General features: G+C 74.5%; 16 protein-coding genes. 9 read left to right on the plus strand and 7 right to left on the minus strand.

Annotation, left to right across the window (positions count from 1 at the left end; all coding sequences use genetic code 11):
- The first annotated feature begins 122 nt into the window (after positions 1 to 122).
- Together rosag_RS23800 and rosag_RS23805 are read left to right on the plus strand one after the other, a co-directional pair.
- Complete coding sequence (locus rosag_RS23800) at positions 123 to 1,043, plus strand: hypothetical protein (RefSeq protein WP_284352683.1); 921 nt, start codon at positions 123 to 125, stop codon at positions 1,041 to 1,043.
- 179 nt (positions 1,044 to 1,222) lie between these two features.
- Positions 1,223 to 2,692 carry an ATP-binding protein gene (locus rosag_RS23805; RefSeq protein ID WP_284352684.1) on the plus strand — a complete coding sequence of 490 codons (1,470 nt, stop codon included), beginning with the start codon at positions 1,223 to 1,225 and terminating at the stop codon, positions 2,690 to 2,692.
- A gap of 261 nt (positions 2,693 to 2,953) precedes the next feature.
- On the opposite strand, the gene rosag_RS23810 is transcribed toward rosag_RS23805, so the two are convergent.
- The 5 genes from rosag_RS23810 to rosag_RS23830 form a co-directional block, all read right to left on the minus strand.
- Positions 2,954 to 3,292, minus strand: a complete 339-nt coding sequence (locus rosag_RS23810; RefSeq protein ID WP_284352685.1) for a hypothetical protein — start codon at positions 3,290 to 3,292, stop codon at positions 2,954 to 2,956.
- Between the two features lie 13 nt (positions 3,293 to 3,305).
- Positions 3,306 to 5,330, minus strand: coding sequence for a hypothetical protein (locus tag rosag_RS23815; RefSeq protein WP_284352686.1), 2,025 nt, complete (start codon positions 5,328 to 5,330; stop codon positions 3,306 to 3,308).
- Between the two features lie 6 nt (positions 5,331 to 5,336).
- Positions 5,337 to 5,579 carry a hypothetical protein gene (locus rosag_RS23820; RefSeq protein WP_284352687.1) on the minus strand — a complete coding sequence of 81 codons (243 nt, stop codon included), beginning with the start codon at positions 5,577 to 5,579 and terminating at the stop codon, positions 5,337 to 5,339.
- A gap of 329 nt (positions 5,580 to 5,908) precedes the next feature.
- Positions 5,909 to 6,298, minus strand: a complete 390-nt coding sequence (locus rosag_RS23825; protein WP_284352688.1) for a hypothetical protein — start codon at positions 6,296 to 6,298, stop codon at positions 5,909 to 5,911.
- A gap of 171 nt (positions 6,299 to 6,469) precedes the next feature.
- Positions 6,470 to 6,883 carry a hypothetical protein gene (locus rosag_RS23830; protein WP_284352689.1) on the minus strand — a complete coding sequence of 138 codons (414 nt, stop codon included), beginning with the start codon at positions 6,881 to 6,883 and terminating at the stop codon, positions 6,470 to 6,472.
- Here rosag_RS23830 and rosag_RS25440 point away from each other — a divergent pair.
- The 7 genes from rosag_RS25440 (at position 6,870) to rosag_RS23860 (ending at position 18,094) form a co-directional block, all read left to right on the plus strand.
- A complete protein-coding gene (locus tag rosag_RS25440; protein WP_345784881.1) occupies positions 6,870 to 7,400 on the plus strand; it encodes an ATP-binding protein in 531 nt (176 codons plus the stop codon). The two genes, rosag_RS23830 and rosag_RS25440, sit on opposite strands and share 14 nt — an antisense overlap.
- A complete protein-coding gene (locus rosag_RS23835; RefSeq protein WP_284352690.1) occupies positions 7,387 to 7,695 on the plus strand; it encodes a hypothetical protein in 309 nt (102 codons plus the stop codon). The genes rosag_RS25440 and rosag_RS23835 overlap by 14 nt, the downstream gene beginning before the upstream one ends.
- Before the next feature lie 251 nt (positions 7,696 to 7,946).
- Positions 7,947 to 9,995, plus strand: coding sequence for an AAA family ATPase (locus tag rosag_RS23840; protein ID WP_284352691.1), 2,049 nt, complete (start codon positions 7,947 to 7,949; stop codon positions 9,993 to 9,995).
- A gap of 276 nt (positions 9,996 to 10,271) precedes the next feature.
- Entirely contained in the window at positions 10,272 to 11,132 is an 861-nt protein-coding gene (locus tag rosag_RS23845) for a DUF3800 domain-containing protein (RefSeq protein ID WP_284352692.1), read from the plus strand.
- A 1,052-nt stretch (positions 11,133 to 12,184) separates the two neighbouring features.
- The gene (locus rosag_RS23850; protein WP_284352693.1) at positions 12,185 to 16,279 is read left to right on the plus strand and encodes a PAS domain-containing sensor histidine kinase; all 4,095 of its coding nucleotides are present in this window, start codon (positions 12,185 to 12,187) and stop codon (positions 16,277 to 16,279) included.
- Complete coding sequence (locus tag rosag_RS23855) at positions 16,276 to 16,764, plus strand: response regulator (RefSeq protein WP_284352694.1); 489 nt, start codon at positions 16,276 to 16,278, stop codon at positions 16,762 to 16,764. Before rosag_RS23850 ends, rosag_RS23855 begins: the two co-directional genes overlap by 4 nt.
- A complete protein-coding gene (locus rosag_RS23860) occupies positions 16,757 to 18,094 on the plus strand; it encodes a sensor histidine kinase (RefSeq protein ID WP_284352695.1) in 1,338 nt (445 codons plus the stop codon). Before rosag_RS23855 ends, rosag_RS23860 begins: the two co-directional genes overlap by 8 nt.
- A 685-nt stretch (positions 18,095 to 18,779) precedes the next feature.
- Here the strand turns inward: rosag_RS23860 and rosag_RS23865 are convergent.
- Positions 18,780 to 19,412 carry a DUF7002 family protein gene (locus rosag_RS23865; protein WP_284352696.1) on the minus strand — a complete coding sequence of 211 codons (633 nt, stop codon included), beginning with the start codon at positions 19,410 to 19,412 and terminating at the stop codon, positions 18,780 to 18,782.
- A gap of 91 nt (positions 19,413 to 19,503) precedes the next feature.
- On the minus strand, positions 19,504 to 21,108 hold the full coding sequence (locus rosag_RS23870) for an adenylosuccinate synthetase (protein ID WP_284352697.1): 1,605 nt from the start codon (positions 21,106 to 21,108) through the stop codon (positions 19,504 to 19,506).
- Between the last annotated feature and the right edge of the window lie 323 nt (positions 21,109 to 21,431).

Consider the following 21,431-nt stretch of genomic DNA (forward strand, 5'->3'; position numbering starts at 1 on the left):
TGCGGGTGCCGCGGCGGCGGGGGCGCCGCCGACGGGGGCGGCCGCTACGATTTCCGGGTGCCCGGCCGGCCCCTGCCGGCGGCCCCCGGCGGGGCGGGCGCGTCCTCATCAGGGAGATCGCCTTGCCTGGATCACAGCGCGCATCGGGTACCTCGGCCGCCGCGGCGCACGGTGGCAAGCCGCCGAAGGTCGTGAAGCAGGGGCCGGGCGCCGGCCTCGTTCGCCCCCGCACCGCGAAGGCGGACAGGATGACGGAGATCGGCCGTCTCCACGACCTCGACCTGCGGCTCGGCGACGGGACGGTCCGCACGGCCGTCGGCCTCGCGGGCTGGCGCGTGCTGGACCTCGCGGCGCACCTCGGCACGACCGGGCAGGAGGGGTGGCCGGCGGCCCCGATCATGTTCGGGGCGTTCCAGGCGGTGGCGCGCCCGGCCGCCGACGCGCCCCCGGGGGCCGACGCCGCCCTCGCGCCGCTCCACGTGGCCGGGCTGCCGTGGTCGTACATCGCGGGCGAGGACGCCCGCCGCCCCGAGCTCTCGGCGATCCCAGCGACCGAGCCGCGGGCGGTGATCGCGCGGGGGACGGCGTGGGTGGTCCGCTGGGAGCCGGCGACTCGCGGGTACCCGGCGGCGCTCGCCAGCCTCGCGGCGTCCGACCCACGCCTGATCCGGGCGTTCCAGCAGGAGGTCGACCCGACGCCGCTCCGCGCGGCGCGCCGGCTCGTCATCCTCGACACGCTCTACGTGCACCCCGCCGCCCGCGGGCAGTCGCTCGGCCTCGCCTTCCTGTGGGGGGTGTTGGCCGGCATGGGGTTCAGCGCCGGCGACGCCGTGGTCGCCGACCCATGGCCCATCGGCACGCCGTGGGCGCCGCTCCCGACAGCCACCGAGCCGACGACGGCCGCGGAGATGGCGACCGCGATGACGGCGATCCGGCGGCTAAGCGCGTACTACCGAGCGCTGGGGCTGACCGGGCTGCCGACGCGGATCCCCGGGCTCCCGCCCGAGATGGTGCTAGCGGCGACGGCGATCCCCGGTCTGTGAGGCTCCGGTCGGCGCCGGCAGCCGCTGATCCACGGCGGTTGGCCCAGAGGCGGGCGTCCCCGTACACTCTGCCGCGTACCAGTTCGGACCGACCGAGCCGGCGCGCCGGTGATCCGCCGTGAGGCCGACCCCCGTCCCTTAGAGTCCCGGTGCTGCCCGGGAGGATGACTCCGAGACGCATGACCAACGCATCCACGACGCCCCGGCCGCGCGGGCCGAACCGCGTCCTCGGCCCGCAGACCGGCCTCGCCGAGGCCGACGAGATCGAGCTGAAGGAGAGCGTCATCGACGACGCGCTCGAGGACGTGTGCGCGTTCGCCAACACCGCCGGCGGAACCGTCTACCTCGGGGTCGCGAAGGACGGGCGCGTCGTCGTCGGGTACGACGTGTCGGACGAGCGCCAGCGCGTCGTCGGCCAGAAGGTGCGCAGCGCGTTGCAGATCGACGTCGGGATCAGCGTGTGCACCGTCGAGGGGCACGCGTATCTCGCGGTCCGCGTCGACCGCAAGAAGAAGCCGGTCTACCTGCGGCAGGTCTACTACCACCGCGTCGGGACCGAGACGGTGGCGGTGACCGACACGGCGGAGCTCACCAGCATGCTCCTCGTGAGAACGGGGCGCACGTGGGACGCCCTCTCGGCGGACGTCGCGCTGGCCGACGCCGTGGACCGGGCGCGGCTCAGCGAGTTCGTCCGGAACGCGCAGACGCGTGAGAATCCGCGGCTCTCTGCGGAGGTGACGGACGGCCACCCCGTGGAACACGTCCTCAACCACATCGCTGACGGGCTGGCAGTCGACGGCGAGGCGTCGAACGCGGCGGTGCTGCTCTTCGGGCGCGAGCCGCAGCGGGTCGTCCCGCACGCCCGGGTGAAGGTGATCGAGTTCCGCAGCACGGACGACCTGACCGAGTACCCGGAGTGCGTCGGGACGGTCTTCGAGCAGATCGACGAGGCGCTCCGCACGGTGATGCGCGCCAACCCGCCGCACGTCGGGTTCCCCGCGGCGGGCGCTGGCGGCGACGTCGCCGAGCGCACGCGTCGGCAGGAGACGCCGGTCTACGCGGAGCTGGCGATCAAGGAGGCCATCGCGAACGCGGTCGTGCACCGGGACTACGCCGTCCCCGGCGCCGAGGTGGAGATCAAGATGTTCGCCGACCGGCTCGTCATCATGAACCCGGGGGCGCTGCCGGCGGGGATCACCGTCGGCATGCTGCGCTTGAACCCGCACCCCTCGCTCCGGCGGAACCCGTTGATCGCGCAGGCGGGCTACATCGACTACTACGTCGAGCGCTACGGGACGGGCACGGTGCGGATGATCGAGCGGTGCCGCGCGGCCCGGTTGCCGGAGCCGATCTTCGAGGTCCAGGGCGGGTTCTTCTCCGTCACCTTCTTCAAGGACCCGCTCCGCCCCGAGCACCTGGAGCGTCTCGGCCTCAACGCCAGGCAGGTCCTCGCCGGGTCCTACGTGCGACAGACCGGCCGCATCGACAACGCGACGTACGCGACCCTGGTCGGGGGTACGCTGCCGACCCGCGCGCGCGACCTCGAAGACCTCGTCGCCCGAGGCCTCCTCCGGAAGGTGGGGACGAGAGGGCCGGGGGTCCACTGGGTCGCGGCCCCCGTAGGCGGGGGAGTCGGCGGGGTGGCGTAGCACGGGGGCGCCACTCCGCCGTCCGGCACGGTGTCGGAGGGAGTGGGATGGCTGAGGCCCCTCAGACCCCTGAGACGCCTGAGACGCCTGAGACGCCTGAGACGCCTGAGACGCCTGAGACGCCTGAGACGCCTGAGACGCCTGAGACCCCTGAGACGCCTGAGACAGTAGTCTCACGCGGGTGAGATAACTCCTGGCGGATGAGCCGTAAGTGCTTGGTCTATAGTGGTCTACGGCCACGCGCCCCGGAGGGGGGTTATCTCATGCGCCGCCGCGAGGGTGGCCGGTGAGGTTGACAGAGCGCCCCGCCGCCCAAGCCTGAGCTCGCCGCGAGGGTGGCAGGGTCTCGAGCGCTAGCACGGTCGTGGTCGTTTCCAGCGCCACGCTCGCGTAGGCGGCGAGCGTCTCGACCTCGCGGCCGAGCGGCGCGTCGACGAGGTACGTCAGGTACGGCGAGATCGCGGTGAGCCGCACCTCGCCGAGCCCCAGGCGGGCCGCCATCGCGCCGACGGCCGCCGCCGCCGGCGACTCCGTGTAGAGCGCGAGCACGCGCTTCATGTAGGCGGGGTCGCCGGGGACCGTGTACTGCTGGCGTCGCATCGTCGCGCCTCCCTTAGCCCACGGCCGTGAGCAGGTCGCCGGAGCGGAGCTGCGCCGCGGCCTCGGCGAGCACCGCCCGGGCGGCCCCGCGCGCCGACGCCATGGCGGCCGCCACCGCCGCCGCGGCCCGGCCCGCGTCGAGGGTCGTGCAGACGACCGCCAGCACGAACGCGGCGGCGTCGAGCCCGTCCTCGCCGCCCGGGACGGCGTCGCCCCACGCGGGCGCCGCGCCGATCATCCCGAGCGCGACGACGAGCGCGCGGCGGCTCGCCGCGGCCGCCGGCGGCGTGCGGGCGAGCAGGTCCTCCAGGACCGCCCGGTCGCGCAGCACGTGGCCGAGGGCGGCGTGCCCGTGGTCCAGCAGGGCGGCCGCGCGGGGCAGCGGGAGCGCGGCGAACAGGCCGAGGAGCGCGTCGGCCCGGTCCAGCACGCCGACCTCGTGAGGCCCCCGGCCCGATACGCACCGCCGGGCGTTCTTGAACAGCGTGTACGGCCGTCGACCGACGTCGGCGCCCCGGAGGGTCGCCATCTCGCGCAGGACCGGGTCGAGGTCGGCGAAGCGCACGGTGGTCCCGGGCGCCCCGATCACACCGAGCGGCTCAGCGGTCGGCGACCTCGTCGCGGAGGGAGCCCCCGGCCCGAGCAGCGCGACGAGGGCCGCGAAGTTTTCGTGCGCGGTCGCCACCCGCAGGCGCCACTCGCTGAACTCCGCCGAGTGCCGGTGGAAGTGCTCCGCCCACCGTGCCGTGGTGTCCCAGGCGCGCTCGAGTCGCGGGAGCAGAGTGGGGAGATCGGAGGCGCGGCACGGGTGCATGGCGTGTTCGACGGCCGTGCGCAGCACGGCGCGGCGGACGGCCGGCAGGTCGGTGGCGAACGGCGGCCGCGCCCATGGGTCCTGCGCCAGCGCGGTGAGACCAGCAAGCTCCGCCGCCACGCGGAGGTACTGCGCCGCGTCGTCCAAGGCAACGGCCGCTCGGACCTCCGCGTCGGCGTCGCCGCCCAGCAGGCGCGGCGGGAAGATCCCGTGCGCGGTCAGCGGGTGCGCCACGACGCGCGCGAGGTGCCGGTAGCCGCCCTCCCGTTTGGCGCTCGCGCGCTCGCTCGCGTTGCGCAGGTCGCGGACGACGCCCTGCAGCGCCGCGCGCCCGAGGGAGCGCCACGTCGTCTGCCCGTCCGGTTGCGCGAGCCGCCAGAGCCGGACGTGCCAGTGGTGCGCCGGCAGTCCGAGTTCCGCGACGGTGCAGTGCACCGCAGCGCTGACGACCGTCGCCCGGGGGAGCAGCGCGACGAGCGAGCGGACGGCGGCGCGCGCCGCCGGCGGTGTGTGGGGCGCGCCGGGGTGTGCGGCATCGAGTGCGGCCAGCAGGACCTGGAACGGGACGTGGATGGCCCCCGGGCTTGCCGAGCTGGCGGTACGCTCGGTGAACCACTCGGGGTGCCCGGCGCGGTACGCGTCCGTGTACGCCGACAGCAGGGCGGCGAACGCCTGTCCCGCCGCCGTGTTCGGCAGGTACCCGCGGTGCGCCCGCGGGCTGTCGGTCTCAATGCGGACTTCGAGCAAACGCGCGGTGGGCGCCCGGCGCAGTCCGGGCCGGGTGAAGGCCAGGTTCCACACCGTCCCCGTGGTCGCGCCGGGGTACGGCTCCTCCCGGCCGAGCGCGCGCATGGCGACGCGGATCTCGCCGGTCTTCGCCGGCCGGCCCGTCGCGGCGAAGTGCTCGGCGACGAGCCGTGCCACCAGCGGCTCGAACGCGTCGGGCGGGAAGTACGGCACCGGCTCGTCGCGATGGCGGAAGCGGACGGTCTGGATCATGTACGCCTCGCTCTCGAGGTCTCCTCGCCGGCGCAGGCGCATGAGGGCGCTCTTCAGGTCGGCCGGGAACGCCTCCCCGACGCGGTCGCGCCAGGCGGTGGCGATCTCGCCCGCCGTGAGCCCGTGGCGAGCCGCGTGGCAGGCGTGCTTGACGACGACCGCGAGACGCGACGCGGCCGAGTTCGGGTCGGCCGGGCGGGGGTGCTTGGAGCCCTTGGGCGGCATCGGCGGCTACCCCTCGACCGGCGCCGACGCGCCGCGCGCCGGCTCGGCGGCGGTCGGCGCGGCCCACTGCGCCTCCGACCATGCCTTGAGCAGCACGGTGTCGGCGAACGGGATCTCGCCGAGCGTCGCCGTCTCGGGTCGCGCGTGCACCATGAGGCGCAGGTAGAGCCGCGCCGCGTTCTCGACCTCGCGGATGGAGCGGGGGCGGTTCTGCAGGAGCTGAGTGGCGACGAAGCCGTCCCACCACACCTCTCGACTGGGCGGGCAGGAAAGTTCCTGAGGGGAATAGCGCGAAGTTGGTGAGCAGTGACACCATCGCGCCACGAGCAGGAGAGGGGTTGGTGCTCCGTGCGTCCCTAGCGGAGGGTAGGGCTTCCAGCCGGCCGAGCGCTACGGCCGCGCCCGGTGGGCCGGCGGCGAACGTGCGACCCGGGACGGCGGGCTCGCCGGAGGAGGCAGACCGTGCGCGCCCCCGGGCGGGACTGAGGCGGCGGGACGGCGGCCGCGCGCTCTCACCGAACGAGAGCGCCATCGGCGGGCGGCCCGGCCGCGGGAGGCCGGCCCCGCCTCCGTGCGGTCTACGCCCGCGCCGCCCGAGAAGCGTAGAATCCGACGAGGTGGAGGAGACGTACCCGCCGCTCGGGCGCGGTCCCGTAGTCGATGTCCTTCAGGAGACGCTCAGCCTCGTCTGGGGACCGCCCGGCCGACACCATGAGCGCCGCCGCGGCCGCCCAGAGCGCCGCGCGCTCGCGATCCGACCCCTTCGGGATCGCGACCACTTCGAGACAGGTGACAGCCGCCAGCGTGGCCGCGCGCGCACTGACCACGTGCTCACGCAAAGTGTCGGGCGAAGCGGGGTAGCCACGCGAGGCGGTCGGCGGCGGGGTGGGCGGCGTCGGCACAAGGTGCTCACCGGTCTGCGGCAGATTCCGGCCGAGCCGGCGGAGGGTACGAACGATGGTCGACATGTGCCGAGCGTACCGGGGCGCGCGCACCGGCCTCCAGTGGGCTCCGGTGGGCGTCCGGCGGCTGGCCGCGGCGACGAGCGCGTCAGACCCGCGTGCGACGAAGCGCCCACGGCGCGGCGGCCGGGGCGTAGCGCCCGGGTGGGTGGCGGCAGGGCCGGGACCCGCCGGCCCTCACCTGCGTCGCGCGCCGAAGATGCGCTGCCACCAGGGGAGCGGGGTCGTCGCCGGCGGTGTCTGGTCGGCCAGGACGATGAGTTGGTCGAGGGCGCGCTCGGCCATGCCCTTGTACTCCTCGTACGTCGCGCGTTGTGCGAGTGCCACCGAGTCGACGTGCACGCGCCCGCGCATGATCCGTTCGACGTTGACCAAGCCGTGCCGCGCGTCGCCGGCCAGCCGTCGGGCCGCCGCGCCGTGTGCGGCGGCGGCCACGAGCGGGGCCCCTATGTCGTCCGGCGTCCAGGGTATGGGATCCGGTTGAGGCACGTTGGGGGAGAAGGCCGTGATGTACCCGAAGAGACGGCGGGCGACCGACCCGAGGGACTCGGGGGTGTCGGGCGCCGGGGTGGCTGGGATGGTGGAAGGCACGAGGCGGCGGGGCGGTGGCGTGTACGGCTGCGCGCGTGGAACGAAGGCGACGCGAGCGCGACGTGTCGAGGGGACGCCGTGGTCCGCGCGTCAGGAGAGTGGCCGCGCGATCCGCCGCAGGCCAGCTGCGCAGGCGCCTCCGGCCGGGCGACGCGCGCCGACGTGCAGGTCAGCGCGCGTGCGGCTGACGGTCGCGGACACGGGCCGGGGCACCGCCCCCGACCAGATGGAGCGCGGCTTCGAGCCGTTCGTGCCAGTCGACGCGAGGCTCACGCGGACGAACGAGGGCACGGGGCTCGGTCTGGCGATCAGCCGCGACCCGGCGCGCGCCATGGGCGGTGATCTCAGCGCGACCAGCGCGACCAGCGCGCCCGGGAAGCACTCGCCCTTCTCGCTACCCTCCCGGTGGTCGCCGCCTCAGAGTAGGGGAGGTGTGCGCAGCGCGAGCGGGTCCGCCCCTCGGCGTAACGGTCGCCGGTGGTGCCGCGCCGCATCCTGCCTCGATGCGCACCCCTGATGCGTACCGCCGCCGGCCGGCGGGCGGGCGTCCGCCGCCGAGCCGCCTCTACGTCGCCCTCGGGTGGGCGGACGCGGGCCCACTCTACGCCATCGCGGCCCTCGGCACCGTCCGCGCGGCCAGCCGCGCCGCGGCGTGGGAGTTCGCGTACGTGCGGTGGCCCGAGCGGGCCGCGCGCGGCGGCGGGTCTCTCCGGCTGCGCGCGGCGAGCTCGTGTCGCCGCACCCACCTGATAGCGGCGCTGGCCACTGACGCGGCCGCGGACGGCGCGGAGCCGAAGACTGACGCCGGCTGAGCCGCAGGGCTGTCTCCGTATGGGCACCTGCGGCAACCGTCGGGCGCCCGTTGTCTCCGCGCCGAGCCGCCCAGTCCGTGCGTGACGCCGGTCGCGCCGTCGTTGCGCCGGCCCCGGCGGCGCGCGTATGCGACCGTTAGATTCGGGGTTTCTTCCCCCGTGATGCTCCGCCCGGCCGGCCGCTCTTGCGGCGTGCTGCCGTTAACCGGCGAGCCGAGGAGCACCACACGCACCACCGGGACGGAGCGGACATGCGGCTAACGCACGCGCGGGTGCAGCACTTCAAGTCGATCACCGACAGCGGGGACGTGGCCATCGACCCGGCCGTGACGGTGCTCGTCGGGCAGAACGAGGCGGGCAAGTCGGCGTTCCTGCAGGCCCTGTACAAGGCGCGGGCGGCTGACGGCGCCGGGAAGTACGACCGGGAGATGGACTACCCGCGGATCGCGCTGAACGACTACGAGGAGACGCACGGCGAAGACGCAGCGGAGGTGGCCACGCTCACGTACGAGCTGAGCCCTGAGGAGGTCGACGCGATCCACGATGCCCTCGGCGTGTCCGTGCTGACGCAGCGCACCTTCACCATCACGCACAACTACGAGAACGGCGCCACTATCAGCCTCACCGCGGATGAGGCGGCGTTCGCGCGGCACCTGGTGGACGCGGCCGGTCTGCCGGCGGAGGCGGCCGCGCCCCTTCGGTCGGCGGCGTCCGCGAAGGCCCTCCTCGCCACGCTCGGCGCGGCGACGCGGACGCCCGAGGTCGAGGCGTTCTACCAGACGCTCGTGGCGCGCTTCGGCAAGATGACGGGCGGCTGGCGCGGCGCCGGCTACGAGGTCTGGACCAAGCACCTCCAGCCGAAAATCCCGGGGTTCTTGTACTTCGACGAGTACCGGCTGCTGCCCGGACGCAAGAACCTGCCCGAGCTGAAGCAGCGGGTCGCCCAGGCCGCGGGCAACCCGGCCGTGCTCACGGACCAGGACCGCGCGGTGCTCGGCCTGCTCCGGATGGCGAAGGTGGACCTCGATGAGCTCCTCAAGGCGACCACGTATGAGGCGATCATCGCGAAGCTGGAGGCGTTCTCGAACAAGGTCACCGACCGCGTCTTCCGGTACTGGAAGCAGAACGACCAGCTCGAGGTCCGCATCGACGTGCGCACGGCGCCCGGCGAGCCGCCGCCGTTCAACAGCGGTCCGAACCTCGACATCCGCATCTACAACCGGCGGCACCGCGTGACCGTCGGGTTCGACCAGCGGAGCCGCGGCTTCATCTGGTTCTTCAGCTTCCTCGTGTGGTTCGACAGCGTGCGGCAGCAGATCGGGACGAAGACGCCGCTGATCCTCCTGCTGGACGAGCCGGGGCTGAGCCTGCACGCGCTCGCCCAGGAGGACTTCCTCCGCTACATCGACGACCTGGCGAAGCACCACCAGACGGTGTACACGACGCACTCGCCGTTCATGGTGCACAGCGACCGGCTGCACCAGGTGCGCCTCGTCGAGGACCGGAAGGAGCTGGGGACGCAGGTCACCGCCACGCTGACCGGATCGGACCCCAAGACCGTGTTCCCGCTGCAGGCCGCGCTCGGGTACACCATCGCCCAGAACCTCTTCATCACCAAGCGCAACCTGCTGGTCGAGGGGCCGGCCGACCTGATCTACCTCCGGCAGGCCTCCGCCGCGCTCGAGGCGGAGGGCAGGACCGGGCTCCGGCCCGACGTGACCATCGTGCCCACGGGTGGGCTCGATAACGTGGCCACGTTCATCGCGCTCTTGGGGGGGAGTAAGCTCGAGATGGTCGTCCTCCACGACCTGAGCAACAAGCCGCACCAGCGGATCGAGCAGCTGAAGCAGGACAAGACGATCCGCGAGAAGTTCGTGCTCAACTACGGGATGTTCCGGTCGGCGGCCGGCGCGGCCAAGGGGGCGAGGGCCGCCGGCGGCGCCCAAGCGCCGGCGGGGGCCGGCGACGGCGCGATCCCGAGCACCGACGTCGAAGACCTGTTCGCGCCGGCGATGTACCTCGAGCTGTTCAACGCGACGTTCGCGAAGGCCCTCGACGGGACCAAGCCGACCGAGGCGGACCTGCCCCCGGGCGAGCGCATCGTGGAGCGCCTCGGCCGCTACGCGAAGGACCAGGGGCTCCAGCTCGGGGGCAAGGCGAAGCCGGGGTTCAACCACTACGCCGTCGCGAACCACCTGGCGGCCAATCCGCCGAAGCGGTGGGAGAAGCAGACGCTCGACCGTTTCGAGGCGCTGTTCAAGCGGGTGAACGCCCTCTTCGCGGGGGACGTGGAGCCCTAGGCCGTGCGGTGCCCCGCCGTCACGCTGACGCGCGCGGCCGGCGTCCCGCCGGGTTGGCGGGGTGACCGGGGTGACCGGGGTGACCGGGGTGACCGGGGTGACCGGGGTGACCGGGGTGACCGGGGTGACCGGGGCGGGTTGCACCGGCGCCGACTCCGGGCGAGCCTTGAGGTGCCACGTTCGCGCGGCCCCGCCGGCGGTGGGGCGCGGCGCGCGGCGCCGTCTGGTCCGGCGCGCGACCGCGCCACCTTCGATCCCGTCCCGCTCCGGCTGATCGTGCCCTCCTCGCCCGACACCGCGCCCGACACCGCGCCCGACACCGCGCCCACGGCAGCGCCTGCGGCTCCCGCCCAGACGCCCCCGCGCCGACGCCGGCTCCGCGTTCCGCCACTGTTCGTCTACGGTGACGAGAGCGGCACGATGAGCGAGTCGTACTTCCTGCTCGGCGTCTTGATGGTGCGGGACCGGGACCGCCACGTCGAGGCGATCCGCGCGTGGCGGGACGAGCTCGGGTACCGCTCGCAGATGGCGTACTCCAAGACGGACCGGCGCAAGGTCCCGCTCTGCGAACGCGCGCTGGACCACTTCGTGGCGGACGACGACATGGAGTTCCAGGCGATGCTGATCCCGACCGCCCAGTACGACCTCCGGCACTACCGTTCGTCGCCCCCTCCGGCGGGCGCCGCGGCGGGCGCCACCCCCGGTCCGCCGCTCGCGGGCCGGAGCGCGGCCGTCACGTCCTACAACTACCGCTACAAGCAGCTGCTGCTCCACAGCCTACCGCGGCGCGAGCGCGCCGTCGTGCTGCTCGACGAACGCTCCCGTGCGGAACACGACAACCTGACGGAGTACATCACGCGTGAGGTCCCGGGCGTCCGCGAGACCCAGCTCGTGGACTCCGCGCAGCACGATCTCATCCAGCTCACGGATCTCCTGACCGGGAGCGTCTTCGGGGACGTCACGAACGTTCAGCAGCCCGTCAAGCGGCGGCTCATCGACCACCTGAAGGGGAAGCTCGGGGTTCGGTCGCTCACCGATCAGCGGCTGGCGCTGGCGCGTAAGTACCGCGTGCACGTCTGGGAGCCGCCGGCCACACGCGCGCCGGGGCCGGCGCTCGGGCGCCCAGGGACGCCATGAATGACGCGGGCCCCTCTCTTACATGCGTAGAGAGGGGCCCGCTGATCATGGACGCGGCAAAGCCGCCCGACCCACCCTACTCCTGACCTCATGGGTCAGGCTCACCACTGCAGAAAGCTGTGGGTTTCGGGGGAGCCCGGCGGCTCGCTGATGTAGAGTAACCGCGCTGGCCCCAGCACGCAAGGGGGAGGGCCGTGGTATAGCGACGGGCGCCGGACCGGTGTCGAGAGGCGTGGGGCGTCGCCGCCACCCCGCTGCGCCGAGCCCCGCCGTCGCACGGACGCCAGAGGGCACCGAGAGTAGACGGCCCGCAAGGTCGGTTTTCCCCGCGGCCGACAGGCCTGAGCGGCGCCCGAGCCGCACTCGGTGCGGCGCTCCGGGCCGCACCTCCCGCCGCTCACTCCCGGTCGGCCCGCAACTGGCGGGCACCGTCGGCCGCCAGGGCCTTGAGGAGCATGCGGGTGCCACGGCGACTCGCGACGCGGACGCGGAGGAGCGCGGCCGGTGATCCGCGCTGCGCCCAGACGGAACCGTGGGCGACTTGGCGCGCGGCGGCCCACGACGGGGCGGTCACGGTGCCGAGCGTGGTCCCGTCGCGCGGCTCCCAGGTGGCTGGGTTCGCTCGGAACACCACATACGTGCGCGACGGGGCGCGCGGCCGGAACTGATGTGGGCAGCCCATGGCCATTCATGGTAGGCGTCGCCCGGCCAGGGGCGAGCACGCGGTGGGGAACTCCGACGTCGCAGCGGCGTCGCAGCGGCGTCGCAGCGGCGTCGCAGCGGCGTCGCAGCGGCGTTGCTCGCGTGGGCAGGGCGTCGCACCGACCCCCATGTCCCCGGCCCAGCCCTCACCGCGGCCCCTCCCGACGGTTGCGGCGCGCTGGACACGCGCCCCCGGCCGCCGGACCCGACAGGGTCCCCTCATGCCGCGGGGCCTGTCCGTCGAGTTCGGCGCGGAACGTGCGGGCCCCTCCCGCTTCTACGCGCACCCGGCCCGCCGACCCGCCGTCGTCCGCTAGTCCGGGTCTCCCCGTGTCACGTCCGCGTTCCTGATGCACGGCTCCGCCGCCCCCAACCGACCAGGTCCCGAACCGGGGCCGGAGACGCCCGCCGCCACCTCGGCGGCAGATGCCACCCACGCCGCGGAGCACGCCGCGGAGCACGCCGCGGAGCACGCCGCGGAGCACGCCGCGGAGCACGCCGCGGAGCACGCCGCGGAGCACGCCGCGTGGGTCCTCGAGCGCATCGCCGACGCGCACGTGACGCTCGACCACGCGTTCCGCTTCACGTACGTGAACGCGGCCGCCGAGCGGGCGCTCGGGAAGGGACGCGGCCAGATGCTCGGCCGGACGCACTGGGAGGTGTTCCCGGCATCGGTGGACGCCGACGCCGGGCGCGCGTACCGGCGCGTGGTGGCCGAGGGCGTCGAGCAACACCTCACGCAGCACTACGTCGGCGAGGGGTACGACTGCCACCTCGAGATCGACGCGTACCCGACCGAGGCCGGCGGGGTGGCCGTCTTCTGGCGCGACGTCACCACGCGCGTACGCGCCGAGCACGCGTTGCGCGCCGCCGAGGCGCGCGCCCGCGCGCAGGCGCGCCACCTCGCGGTGATCACCGAGAACGCGACGCTCGCCCTCTTCGTGATGGACGAGCGCCAGCGGTGCACGTACATGAACCCCGCGGCCGAACGGCTCACCGGCTTCATGCTCGACGAGCTGCAGGGCAAGGCGCTACACGACTACGTGCACCACACGCGGCCCGACGGGTCCCACTACCCGCTCTCCGAGTGCCCCATCGACCAGGCGTTCCCGCAGAACATGCGGGAACAGGGCACGGAGACCTTCGTCCACAAGGACGGCGCGTTCTACGAGGTCGCCTTCACCGCGAGCCCAATCCGCGAGGACGGCCGCACGGTGGGCACGGTCATCGAGGTGCGCGACGTCCGCGAGGAGCGCGCGCGCGAGCGGGAGCGCGAGCGGCTCCTGGCGGCCGAGCGGGCGGCCCGGGCCGAGGCGGAGGCGGCCCACGCGCAGGTGCAGGAGCAGGCGCTGGAGCTCGAGCTGGCGAACCAGGCGCTCCAGGACACCGCGGCCGAGCTCGAGATGCAGGCGGAGGAGCTGCAGGCGACGGCCGCGCACCTCGAGGAGCAGACGGCGGCGGCCGAACGCGCGCGGCAGGCCGCGGAGGCCGAGCGCGCGCGCACGACCGGCGTCCTCGAGACGATGGGCGACGCCTTTTTCGCGCTCGACGCCGACTTCCGCATCGTGGAGGTGAACGACGCCATGGCGCGGGGCACCGGGCTGCCCCGCGACGAGCTCCTCGGCACCGTCATCTGGACGCTCTTCCCGGACGCGGTCGGCTCCGCGTTCGAGCGCCACTACCGCACGGTCGCGGCCGACCGCGTGGCGGCGCACTTCACGCACGACTACTCGGACGGGCGGCTCGACCTCGTCGTCGATGTGGACGCCTACCCGGGGCCCGACGGCGGCGTCGTGGTGTTCTGGCGCGACGTGACCGCGCGCGTGCGCGCCGAAAGGGCGCTGCGCGAGAGCGAGGCCCGGTACCGCGGCCTGTTCACGGCGCTCGACGAGGGCTTCTGCGTCCTCGAGGTGCTGTTCGATGAGGGCGGGCACCCGGTCGACTACCGGTTCCTGGAGACGAACCCGGCGTTCGTCGCGCAGACCGGGCTCGCCGACGCCGAGGGGCGCACCGTCCGGGAGCTGGTGCCGGGAATCGAGCAGCACTGGATCGACACATACGGGCGCGTCGCCCTGACCGGCGATTCGATTCGGTTCCAGCAGGGCTCGGACGTGATGGGGCGCTGGTTCGACGTGTTCGCGTTCCGCACCGGCCGGCCGGAGGAACGCCGCGTCGCCCTCCTGTTCACCGACGTGACGGCGTCGCGGCGCGCCGCGCAGGAGCGCGCGCAGCTCGCGGCCGCCCTCGAGGTCGAGCGCGCGCGGCTCGCCGACGTGTTCCGGCGCGCACCCTCGTTCCTCGCCGTGCTGCGCGGCCGGGACTACGTGTTCGAGCTGGCGAACGACGCGTACTACCAGCTCGTCGGCCACCGCGACATCCTCGGCAAGCCGGTGTGGGAGGCGCTCCCGGAGGTGCGGGGGCAAGGGTTTGAGGCGCTGCTCGACGGCGTGATCGCCACGGGGGAGCCGTTCATCGGCCGGGAGGTCCCGCTGCTGGTCGCGCGCACGCCGGGCGCGCCGCCCGAGGAGCGCTTCGTCGACCTGAGCTACCTGCCGCTGCTCGAGAGCGACGGCCCGGGCGCGGCGCCGCGCCCTACGGGGATCATCGCGCACGGCAGCGACGTGACGGCGCACGTGCAGGCGCGGCGCGAGGTGGAGCGGCTGCTCGCCGAGAGCGAGCGCGCGCGGGCCGACGCCGAACGGGCGCGCGAGGAGACGGCGGGGATCCTCCGCGCCGCGGGCGACGGCATCCTCGGCGTCGACGCCCACGGGCGGACCACGTTCGTCAACCCGTCGGCGGAGCGGCTCCTCGGCTGGACGGCCGAGGAGTTGGTCGGGCGCCCGCAGCACGCGCTCCTCCACCACACCCGCGCCGACGGCACGCCGTACCCGGCGGGCGAGTGCGCCCTCTACCGCGCGGTGCGCGACGGCGCGGGGGGCCGCGTGGAGGACGAGGTGTTCTGGCGCAAGGACGGGACGAGCATCCCGGTCGAGTACACCATGACGCCCCTGCGGGAGCAGGGCGTCGTCACCGGGGCGGTCGTCACCTTCCGCGACGTTTCGGAGCGCCGGGCCGCGGAGGCCGAGCGGCGGCGGCTGCTCGCCGAGGCCGAGGCCGCACGCCAGCGGGCCGAACGGGCGGGCCGGGAGGCCGAGGAGGCAAACCAGGCGAAGAGCGGATTCCTCGCCACGATGAGCCACGAGCTGCGCACGCCGATCAACGCGATGCTCGGCTACACGCAGCTCCTCGACCTGGGGATTGCCGGCCCGCTCACCGAGCAGCAGCGGGGCTACCTCGAGCGCCTGGCCGCGAGCAGCCAGCACCTGCTCGGCCTCGTCAACGACGTGCTCGACCTCTCGCGCATCGAGGCCGGCGAGACGCGCGTCGCCCACCAGGACGCCTGGACGGGGGCGCCAACCCAGACGGCGCTCGATTTGGTGCGCCCGCAGGCGGAGGCGAAGGGCGTGCGCCTCGTCGACGCGCGCCCCTCGCCGCAGGGCCTCCCCTTCGTGGGCGACGAGGACCGGGTGCGGCAGATCCTCGTCAACCTGCTCGGGAACGCCGTGAAGTTCACCCCCGCCGGCGGGACGGTGACGGCGAGCTGCGGCACGGCGACCGAGACGCCGCCCGAGGCCGGGCACCTCCACGGCGCGGGCCCGTGGGCCTACGTGCGGGTGACGGACACCGGCGTCGGCATCCCGGCCGAGGAGCAGGGCCGGGTCTTCGAGCCGTTTCACCAGGTCGACGGGGGCCACACGCGGAAGCAGGGGGGAACGGGGCTCGGTCTGGCCATCAGCCGTCGGCTCGCGCGCCTGATGGGCGGCGATCTCACGCTCGAGAGCACGGCGGGCGAGGGGTCGGTCTTCACCGTGTGGCTCCCGGCGGCCGAGCGCGCGGGCGGGACGCAGACGGAGAGCGCCGCCGCGCGCGGGGCGCGCGCGGAGCACGACCTCACGCGCCTCGAGACGCCGGGGCTGGGCGAGATCGGCGAGCTGCTGCGCGCCTCGGTCGACGAGATCCTCGTCGGCTACGCCGACCGGCTGCGGGCCGACCCCGAGATCCCGCACGGGCGCGAGATGCGCCGCATCCAGCTCGAGGACCACGCCGTGAGCTTCTGCGCGGACCTGGCGCAGAGCCTTGTGATCGTGGGCGACGCCGGGCCTGAGGCGGCGGACCTGCTCAAGGACGGCAGCGCGATCCAGCACACCATCGCCGACGCCCACGGCGCGCGGCGCGGGGCCCAGGGCTGGGACGAGGCGGCCGTGCGGCGCGACCACCAGATCCTCCGCGAGGAGGTCGAGCGCGCCGTGCGGGGCCGGCTGAAGGCTGGGAGCGCGGACGTGGAGGCCGCCGTCGCCGTCCTGCTGCGGCTCCTCGACCGGGCGGAGGCGATCAGCGTCGCCGGGTGGCGGCGGGGCGCGGCCGGCTCGCGGGGCGGCGCGTGACGGGCGGCGCGACGGGCGGCGCGACGGGCGGCATGCCGGGCGGCCCAGCAGCCGAACTGCGCCCGACGGTCCTCCTCGTCGAGGACAACGCGGACAACCGGGAGATCTACGCGACGTACCTCACGTACGTCGGCTACGCCGTGCTCACGGCGGAGGACGCGGAGGAGGGGCTGGCGCTCGCGCGGGCGCGGCAGCCCGACCTGATCGTGATGGACGTGGGGCTGCCCGGGATGGACGGCAACGCGGCCACCCGCCTCCTCAAGGCCGACCCCGCGCTCCGGCACATTCCGGTCGTCGTGCTCACCGCGCACGTGCACCACGAGGATCGGGAGCGGTCGCTTGAGGCCGGGTGCGACCACTTCCTCACGAAGCCGCTGGAGCCGCGGGAGCTCGGCGCCGCACTGCGGCGCATCCTCGCCGACGGCGGCGACGGCCGGGCTGGCCGCAGCGGGACCGGGTCGGGCGGGGGGGCGGCGCATGCCTGACCTGTCGACTCCGTGCCCGCTCGCCCCCGCGCTGGCCGCCCGGATCCGCGGGGCGCGCGAGGAGCTCACGCACCGCTGGCTCGAGCGCATCAGCGCGCGCGTCAGCCTCGACCCGAACCGCATCTTCCCCACCGACGACCTGCTCGACCACATGCCGCTCCTGCTCGACGGGATCGCGGCCTACATCGAGAACCCGGCGCGCGAGCTGCCGGCCGACGCCCCCGTGGTGGCGAAGGCGATGGAGCTCGGCGCCATGCGCCACGCGCAGGGGTTCGACGAGTACGAGATCCTGAAGGAGTTTCAGCTCCTGGGCGGCGTCGTCTTCGCCTTCCTCGTGCGCGAGGTGCGGACGATGGACGAGCCGTGCGCGAAGGACGAGCTGCTCGTCTGCGGCCACCGGCTCTTCCGCGCCATCGCCGTCATCCAGGAGGCGAGCGTCGCGCACTACCTCCAGCACATGCGGGCGAAGCTCTCCGAGCGCGAGGCGCGCCTGCGGGGCTTCAACCGCGCACTCACGCACGAGATCAAGAACCAGCTCGGCGCGGTTCTGGGCGCCGCGGAGCTGATGGACCTCGAGGGGCTCGGCGAGGCCGCGCGCGCGCCGCTCGTCGGGATCGTCCGGCGCAACGCGCTCGCCATGCGGCGCACGCTCGACAACCTGGTCGAGCTGGCGAGCATCGACGGCGACGCGCGCCAGCAGCGCCGCATCCTGCTGCCGCAGGCGGTGGCCGAGGCCGTCCGCCAGCTCCGGGACGCGGCCCACGCCGCCGGCGTCGACGTGCGGATCGGGGACCTGCCGGACGCCGAGGTGCCGGCGGCCGTGGTCGAGCTGGCGGTCACCAACTACGTGTCGAACGCGATCAAGTACGCCGGCCCGCGTCTACCGACCGAGCCGGGCGCAGCGCCCGCCTCGCCTGAGGCGCCGCCGGGGGACGCGCCGGCGCACGACGAGCCCGCGTGGTGGGTCGAGATCCGGGGGTACACGACCGAGCCGGGAACCGGCGGGCGGGCCGAGACCGTCGTCGAGGTCTGCGACAACGGCCTCGGCGTACCTGAGGCGCAGCGCGGGCAGCTCTTCGCCCGCGGCTTCCGGGCGCACGCCGAGACGGTGACCGGCGTGGAGGGGACGGGACTAGGCTTGAGCATCGTGAAGGACGCCGTCGAGGCCGTGGGCGGGCGCGTGTGGGCGACCTTCCCGCGGGCCGGCGGGTCGTGCTTCGTCTTCGCCCTTCCGGCCCGCCGGGCTGGGGACGAGGTCCTACAGGACGCGACCAGTGGCCCCCCTGCCGCCGCGGCGGGAGCCCCGGTACCCGGCAGAGGCTCCCCTTAGTCTGCGGTCGGCTGGCGCTGTCGGGCGTGGGTGAGCCGCACGCGGCGTTCAGCCAATCTTCACGGCTGGCCATCCATCCCGTACTGACAGGCCGTCTACGCATTCCCGCGCCCCACACGGCCACATCGCGGTGGAGTCCTCGTCGGCCGGCGGCACGATCTTCACGGTCCACCGGCCCCGCCGGCCGCCCCCCTGAGCGCGGGCACGTAAGCCGGGGCCCCGCACGCCGGGGCCCCGCACGCCGGGCAACTCCGTTGCGCCGCTGCCAGCCCCGTGGTCCTGGGCGCGTGTGGGCACGCTCGGCTTCTGTCCGACCCGCACTAGGGCGCGACGGGCGAGGGCCGCCCCGCCAAAGCAAGCCGGGCTGTAATGACCCCGCCAGCACTACGACAGCGATTTCCAGCGCGCGAAGTTGTTTCACGCGCGCTGGTGATTTTCGTTCGCTGCCCAACGACGTCGGCGCGGTGCCACCTCCGGCACGCAGTGGCAGTGGTCGGAGCTCCCTACGCGGCCGCCGCTACGGACCCGCGCCGCTACGGACCCGCGCCGCTACGGACCTGCCACTGCGTGGTCAGGCGCCGCCCCAGCACGACCTGCTATGGCGCACCACGACGCGAGGCCGCCGACGCGGGGCGCCCCGCATCGCCTGTGACGGACGCGGTGCGGCGTTCAGGCCAGCGGGCGTTCAGGCCAGCGGGCGCCACGGGCCCGCGAGCCGCTCGCCGACGGCCGTCTCGTCGGGCAGCACGACCTGGTCGCACACCGTCACCTCGACTACCTGCGCGGCGCCGAACGCGGCGCCGTCGGCCGGCACGAAGGTGGCGGCGCCGCGCGGGGCGGCGCGGCCCATCGTCCACCGGGGCGACCCCGAGTTGAACCGGCAGAACCGCACGTCCCAGCCGGGGTTCGCGGCCACCAGCGCTGCGAAGGGTACGCGCAGAATCGCCGGGTGCTCCGCCTCGTACCGCCCGAAGTGGCGCTGCCCGTACGCGATGGGGCCCTGGGCCGTGCCGGGCCAGAAGAACACGCGCGCGTTCAGGTGCTCCACGAACTCGGCGAACGTCCAGCCGTCGTCGAGCGCCATGTTGCCGCGGTGCAGCGGCGCCTGATCGCGGAGCACGACCGGCTCGCCGTCGACGAGCACCGGGACGTGGTCCCGGCGGCGCTCGCGGAGCAACTCGGCGCGCCCTGCGCGTCGCGCGAGGGCGGCCGCGCTCTCGAGCACGCGGGTCCGGCGGATCCGCGGCAGGTTCTCCGCCGCCGTGAGGTGGTAGAGGTACGGCCGGAGCCGGCCGAACGTCGTGAGGTCGAAGGGCATGGCGCAAACTAGCGGTGGGCGGCGTCAGGCCGTGGGGCCGGGGGCCGCGGGGCCGGGGGCCGCGGGACGGGGCGCCCCCACGGCGCGGCGCTCACCACGCGCGCCGGTCGATGATGCTGCGGAAGTGGAACCGGGTCGCGATGAGCGACACCGCGGCGGAGGTCACCCGCTCGACCTCTTCGATGAACCGGATGGTCTCCGGCGTCAGCTGGTCGAACCGGCGCGCCTCGCGGTTGGCGACCGTGAGGTAGTCGACGAACGTCAGCGCGATGTCAGTGGGCCCGTTGAGGGACGCCGCCTGCCGGAGGAGCACCCAGTCGAACTCGCTGATGCGGCGCTGCTTGTTGGTCGTCGACGTCCGCTCCGCCGCGCGCAGCTCCTCGAGCGGGATCCCCGACCGTGCGGCGATTTCCTCCCACGGTAGCTCGCGGCTCATGGGGCCCGACGTCTGGCCCTCGGGGCTCTGGACGCGGATCGGGTAGGTGCGGCAGACCATGAGCGTCCGCCGCACCCGGCTCGGGGCGATGCCCGCCTCGCCCAGGCACCCGCCGACGGTCGTGTCCCGCGACGTGACGTGCGGGTAGGCGCCGTGGTGGAGTGAGAGGCCGGTCCCCTGCGTGCCTTCCAGGAAGACGCGGCGGCCGGCGGCGAACGCGTCGTCGAGCACGCCGAGGGTCTCGCGCAGGTACGGGCGGAGCTCCGGCGTGTCCTTGGCCAGCGTGACGGGGCGCGGAGCGATCTCGCGGAGCACCTTGCGCGCGGTCGCCGCGCCCACGCCGCTCCCGGTCGACCCGATGGCCGCCGTGAGGCGCGTCTCCTCGGCCACGTCCTCCTCCGAGATCACCATCGCCTGCGGGTCGATGGCGAGCCGGCGGTAGTCGACCTCCGCGCGGGCGATCTCGGCGAGCAGCTTCGGGACGCGGAGGACGGCGCCGGGGCCGAGGACGATCTGCGCGGCGGCGTTGCGGGTCGTGCCCGACGGGAGGTGGTGAAACGTCATCACCTCGGGTTCCTCGTACACCTTGTGGCCGGCGTTCGGGCCGCCCACCCGCACCAGCACGTCGTACTCCGGCGCGAGGTAGGCGGCGATCTGCCCCTTGCCCTCGCTCCCATACTCGCCGCCGACCAGCACGTCGACGAGCCGCTCGTAGCTGCGGCCGTAGAGCCCCAGCCGCGTGGCCACGCGGACGACGACGTCGTCCGGCGTGCTCCGGTGGGTGTCGATCACCACGTCGGCGACGTGCGCGAGGTTCTCGACCGCCGCCTCGGTGGGGTCGGCGCGGACCTCGGCGTAGGACCCGAGTTCGTGCATCGGGGTGTCGCGCGCAGCGTAGCGGGTCGCGAGGTCCGCCTCCGGGGCCGTCAGGTGCACGTGGGTGACGCGCTGGCCGTACGCGCGCCGGATCGCCTCGACCTGCGCGACGAGCCGCACGGAGTCGACGAGCACCCGGACGCCGTCGTCGAGCGTGCGAAGGCGGCGCGTGAGGCCGTCAGCCACCCATGTTCCGCCGGTCTCCCGGTCGAGCCGCTCGCCGGCCTGCTGCAGGGCCGCGCGGTCGTGCTCCGCCCCGGTCAACTCGCGCAGGAGGTCCTGGGTCTTCAGACGGTGCACGCCCCAACGGCGCTGGAGGGCGGCGGCGAGCGTGGACTTGCCGGCCACGACGGGTCCGGACAGCACGATGATCTGCGAGGCCATGCGCGTGGTCGACGGACCGGCACGGGCGCCCCGGGGCCCGCAGTGGGCGGCCGAGACGCGGGACATCGAGCGCGCCGCCTCCACGGCGTCGTGGAGAGGGGCGGGACTACGGACCTGCTCCTGTCGTCGCGCCGCGGGACCGGCGGGACCGGCGGGACCGGCGGGACCGGCGGGACCGGCGGGACCGGCGGGACGGCGGGACGGCGGGACGGCGGGACGGCGGGACGGCGGGACGGCGGGACGGCGGGACGGCGGGACGGCGGGACGGCGGGACGGCGGGACGGCGGGACGGCGGGACGGCGGGACGGCGGGACGGCGGGACG

Source organism: Roseisolibacter agri, assembly GCF_030159095.1.
Taxonomy (GTDB): domain Bacteria; phylum Gemmatimonadota; class Gemmatimonadetes; order Gemmatimonadales; family Gemmatimonadaceae; genus Roseisolibacter; species Roseisolibacter agri.

Coding starts and splice junctions, on each gene's coding strand:
- rosag_RS25440 (WP_345784881.1), top strand. CDS start 6,870: ATGGTGGAAGGCACGAGGCGGCGGGGCGGTGGCGTGTACGGCTGCGCG.
- rosag_RS23865 (WP_284352696.1), bottom strand. CDS start 19,412: ATGCCCTTCGACCTCACGACGTTCGGCCGGCTCCGGCCGTACCTCTAC.
- rosag_RS23840 (WP_284352691.1), top strand. CDS start 7,947: ATGCGGCTAACGCACGCGCGGGTGCAGCACTTCAAGTCGATCACCGAC.
- rosag_RS23805 (WP_284352684.1), top strand. CDS start 1,223: ATGACCAACGCATCCACGACGCCCCGGCCGCGCGGGCCGAACCGCGTC.
- rosag_RS23850 (WP_284352693.1), top strand. CDS start 12,185: ATGCACGGCTCCGCCGCCCCCAACCGACCAGGTCCCGAACCGGGGCCG.
- rosag_RS23835 (WP_284352690.1), top strand. CDS start 7,387: ATGCGCACCCCTGATGCGTACCGCCGCCGGCCGGCGGGCGGGCGTCCG.
- rosag_RS23825 (WP_284352688.1), bottom strand. CDS start 6,298: ATGTCGACCATCGTTCGTACCCTCCGCCGGCTCGGCCGGAATCTGCCG.
- rosag_RS23860 (WP_284352695.1), top strand. CDS start 16,757: ATGCCTGACCTGTCGACTCCGTGCCCGCTCGCCCCCGCGCTGGCCGCC.
- rosag_RS23810 (WP_284352685.1), bottom strand. CDS start 3,292: ATGCGACGCCAGCAGTACACGGTCCCCGGCGACCCCGCCTACATGAAG.
- rosag_RS23870 (WP_284352697.1), bottom strand. CDS start 21,108: ATGGCCTCGCAGATCATCGTGCTGTCCGGACCCGTCGTGGCCGGCAAG.
- rosag_RS23815 (WP_284352686.1), bottom strand. CDS start 5,330: ATGCCGCCCAAGGGCTCCAAGCACCCCCGCCCGGCCGACCCGAACTCG.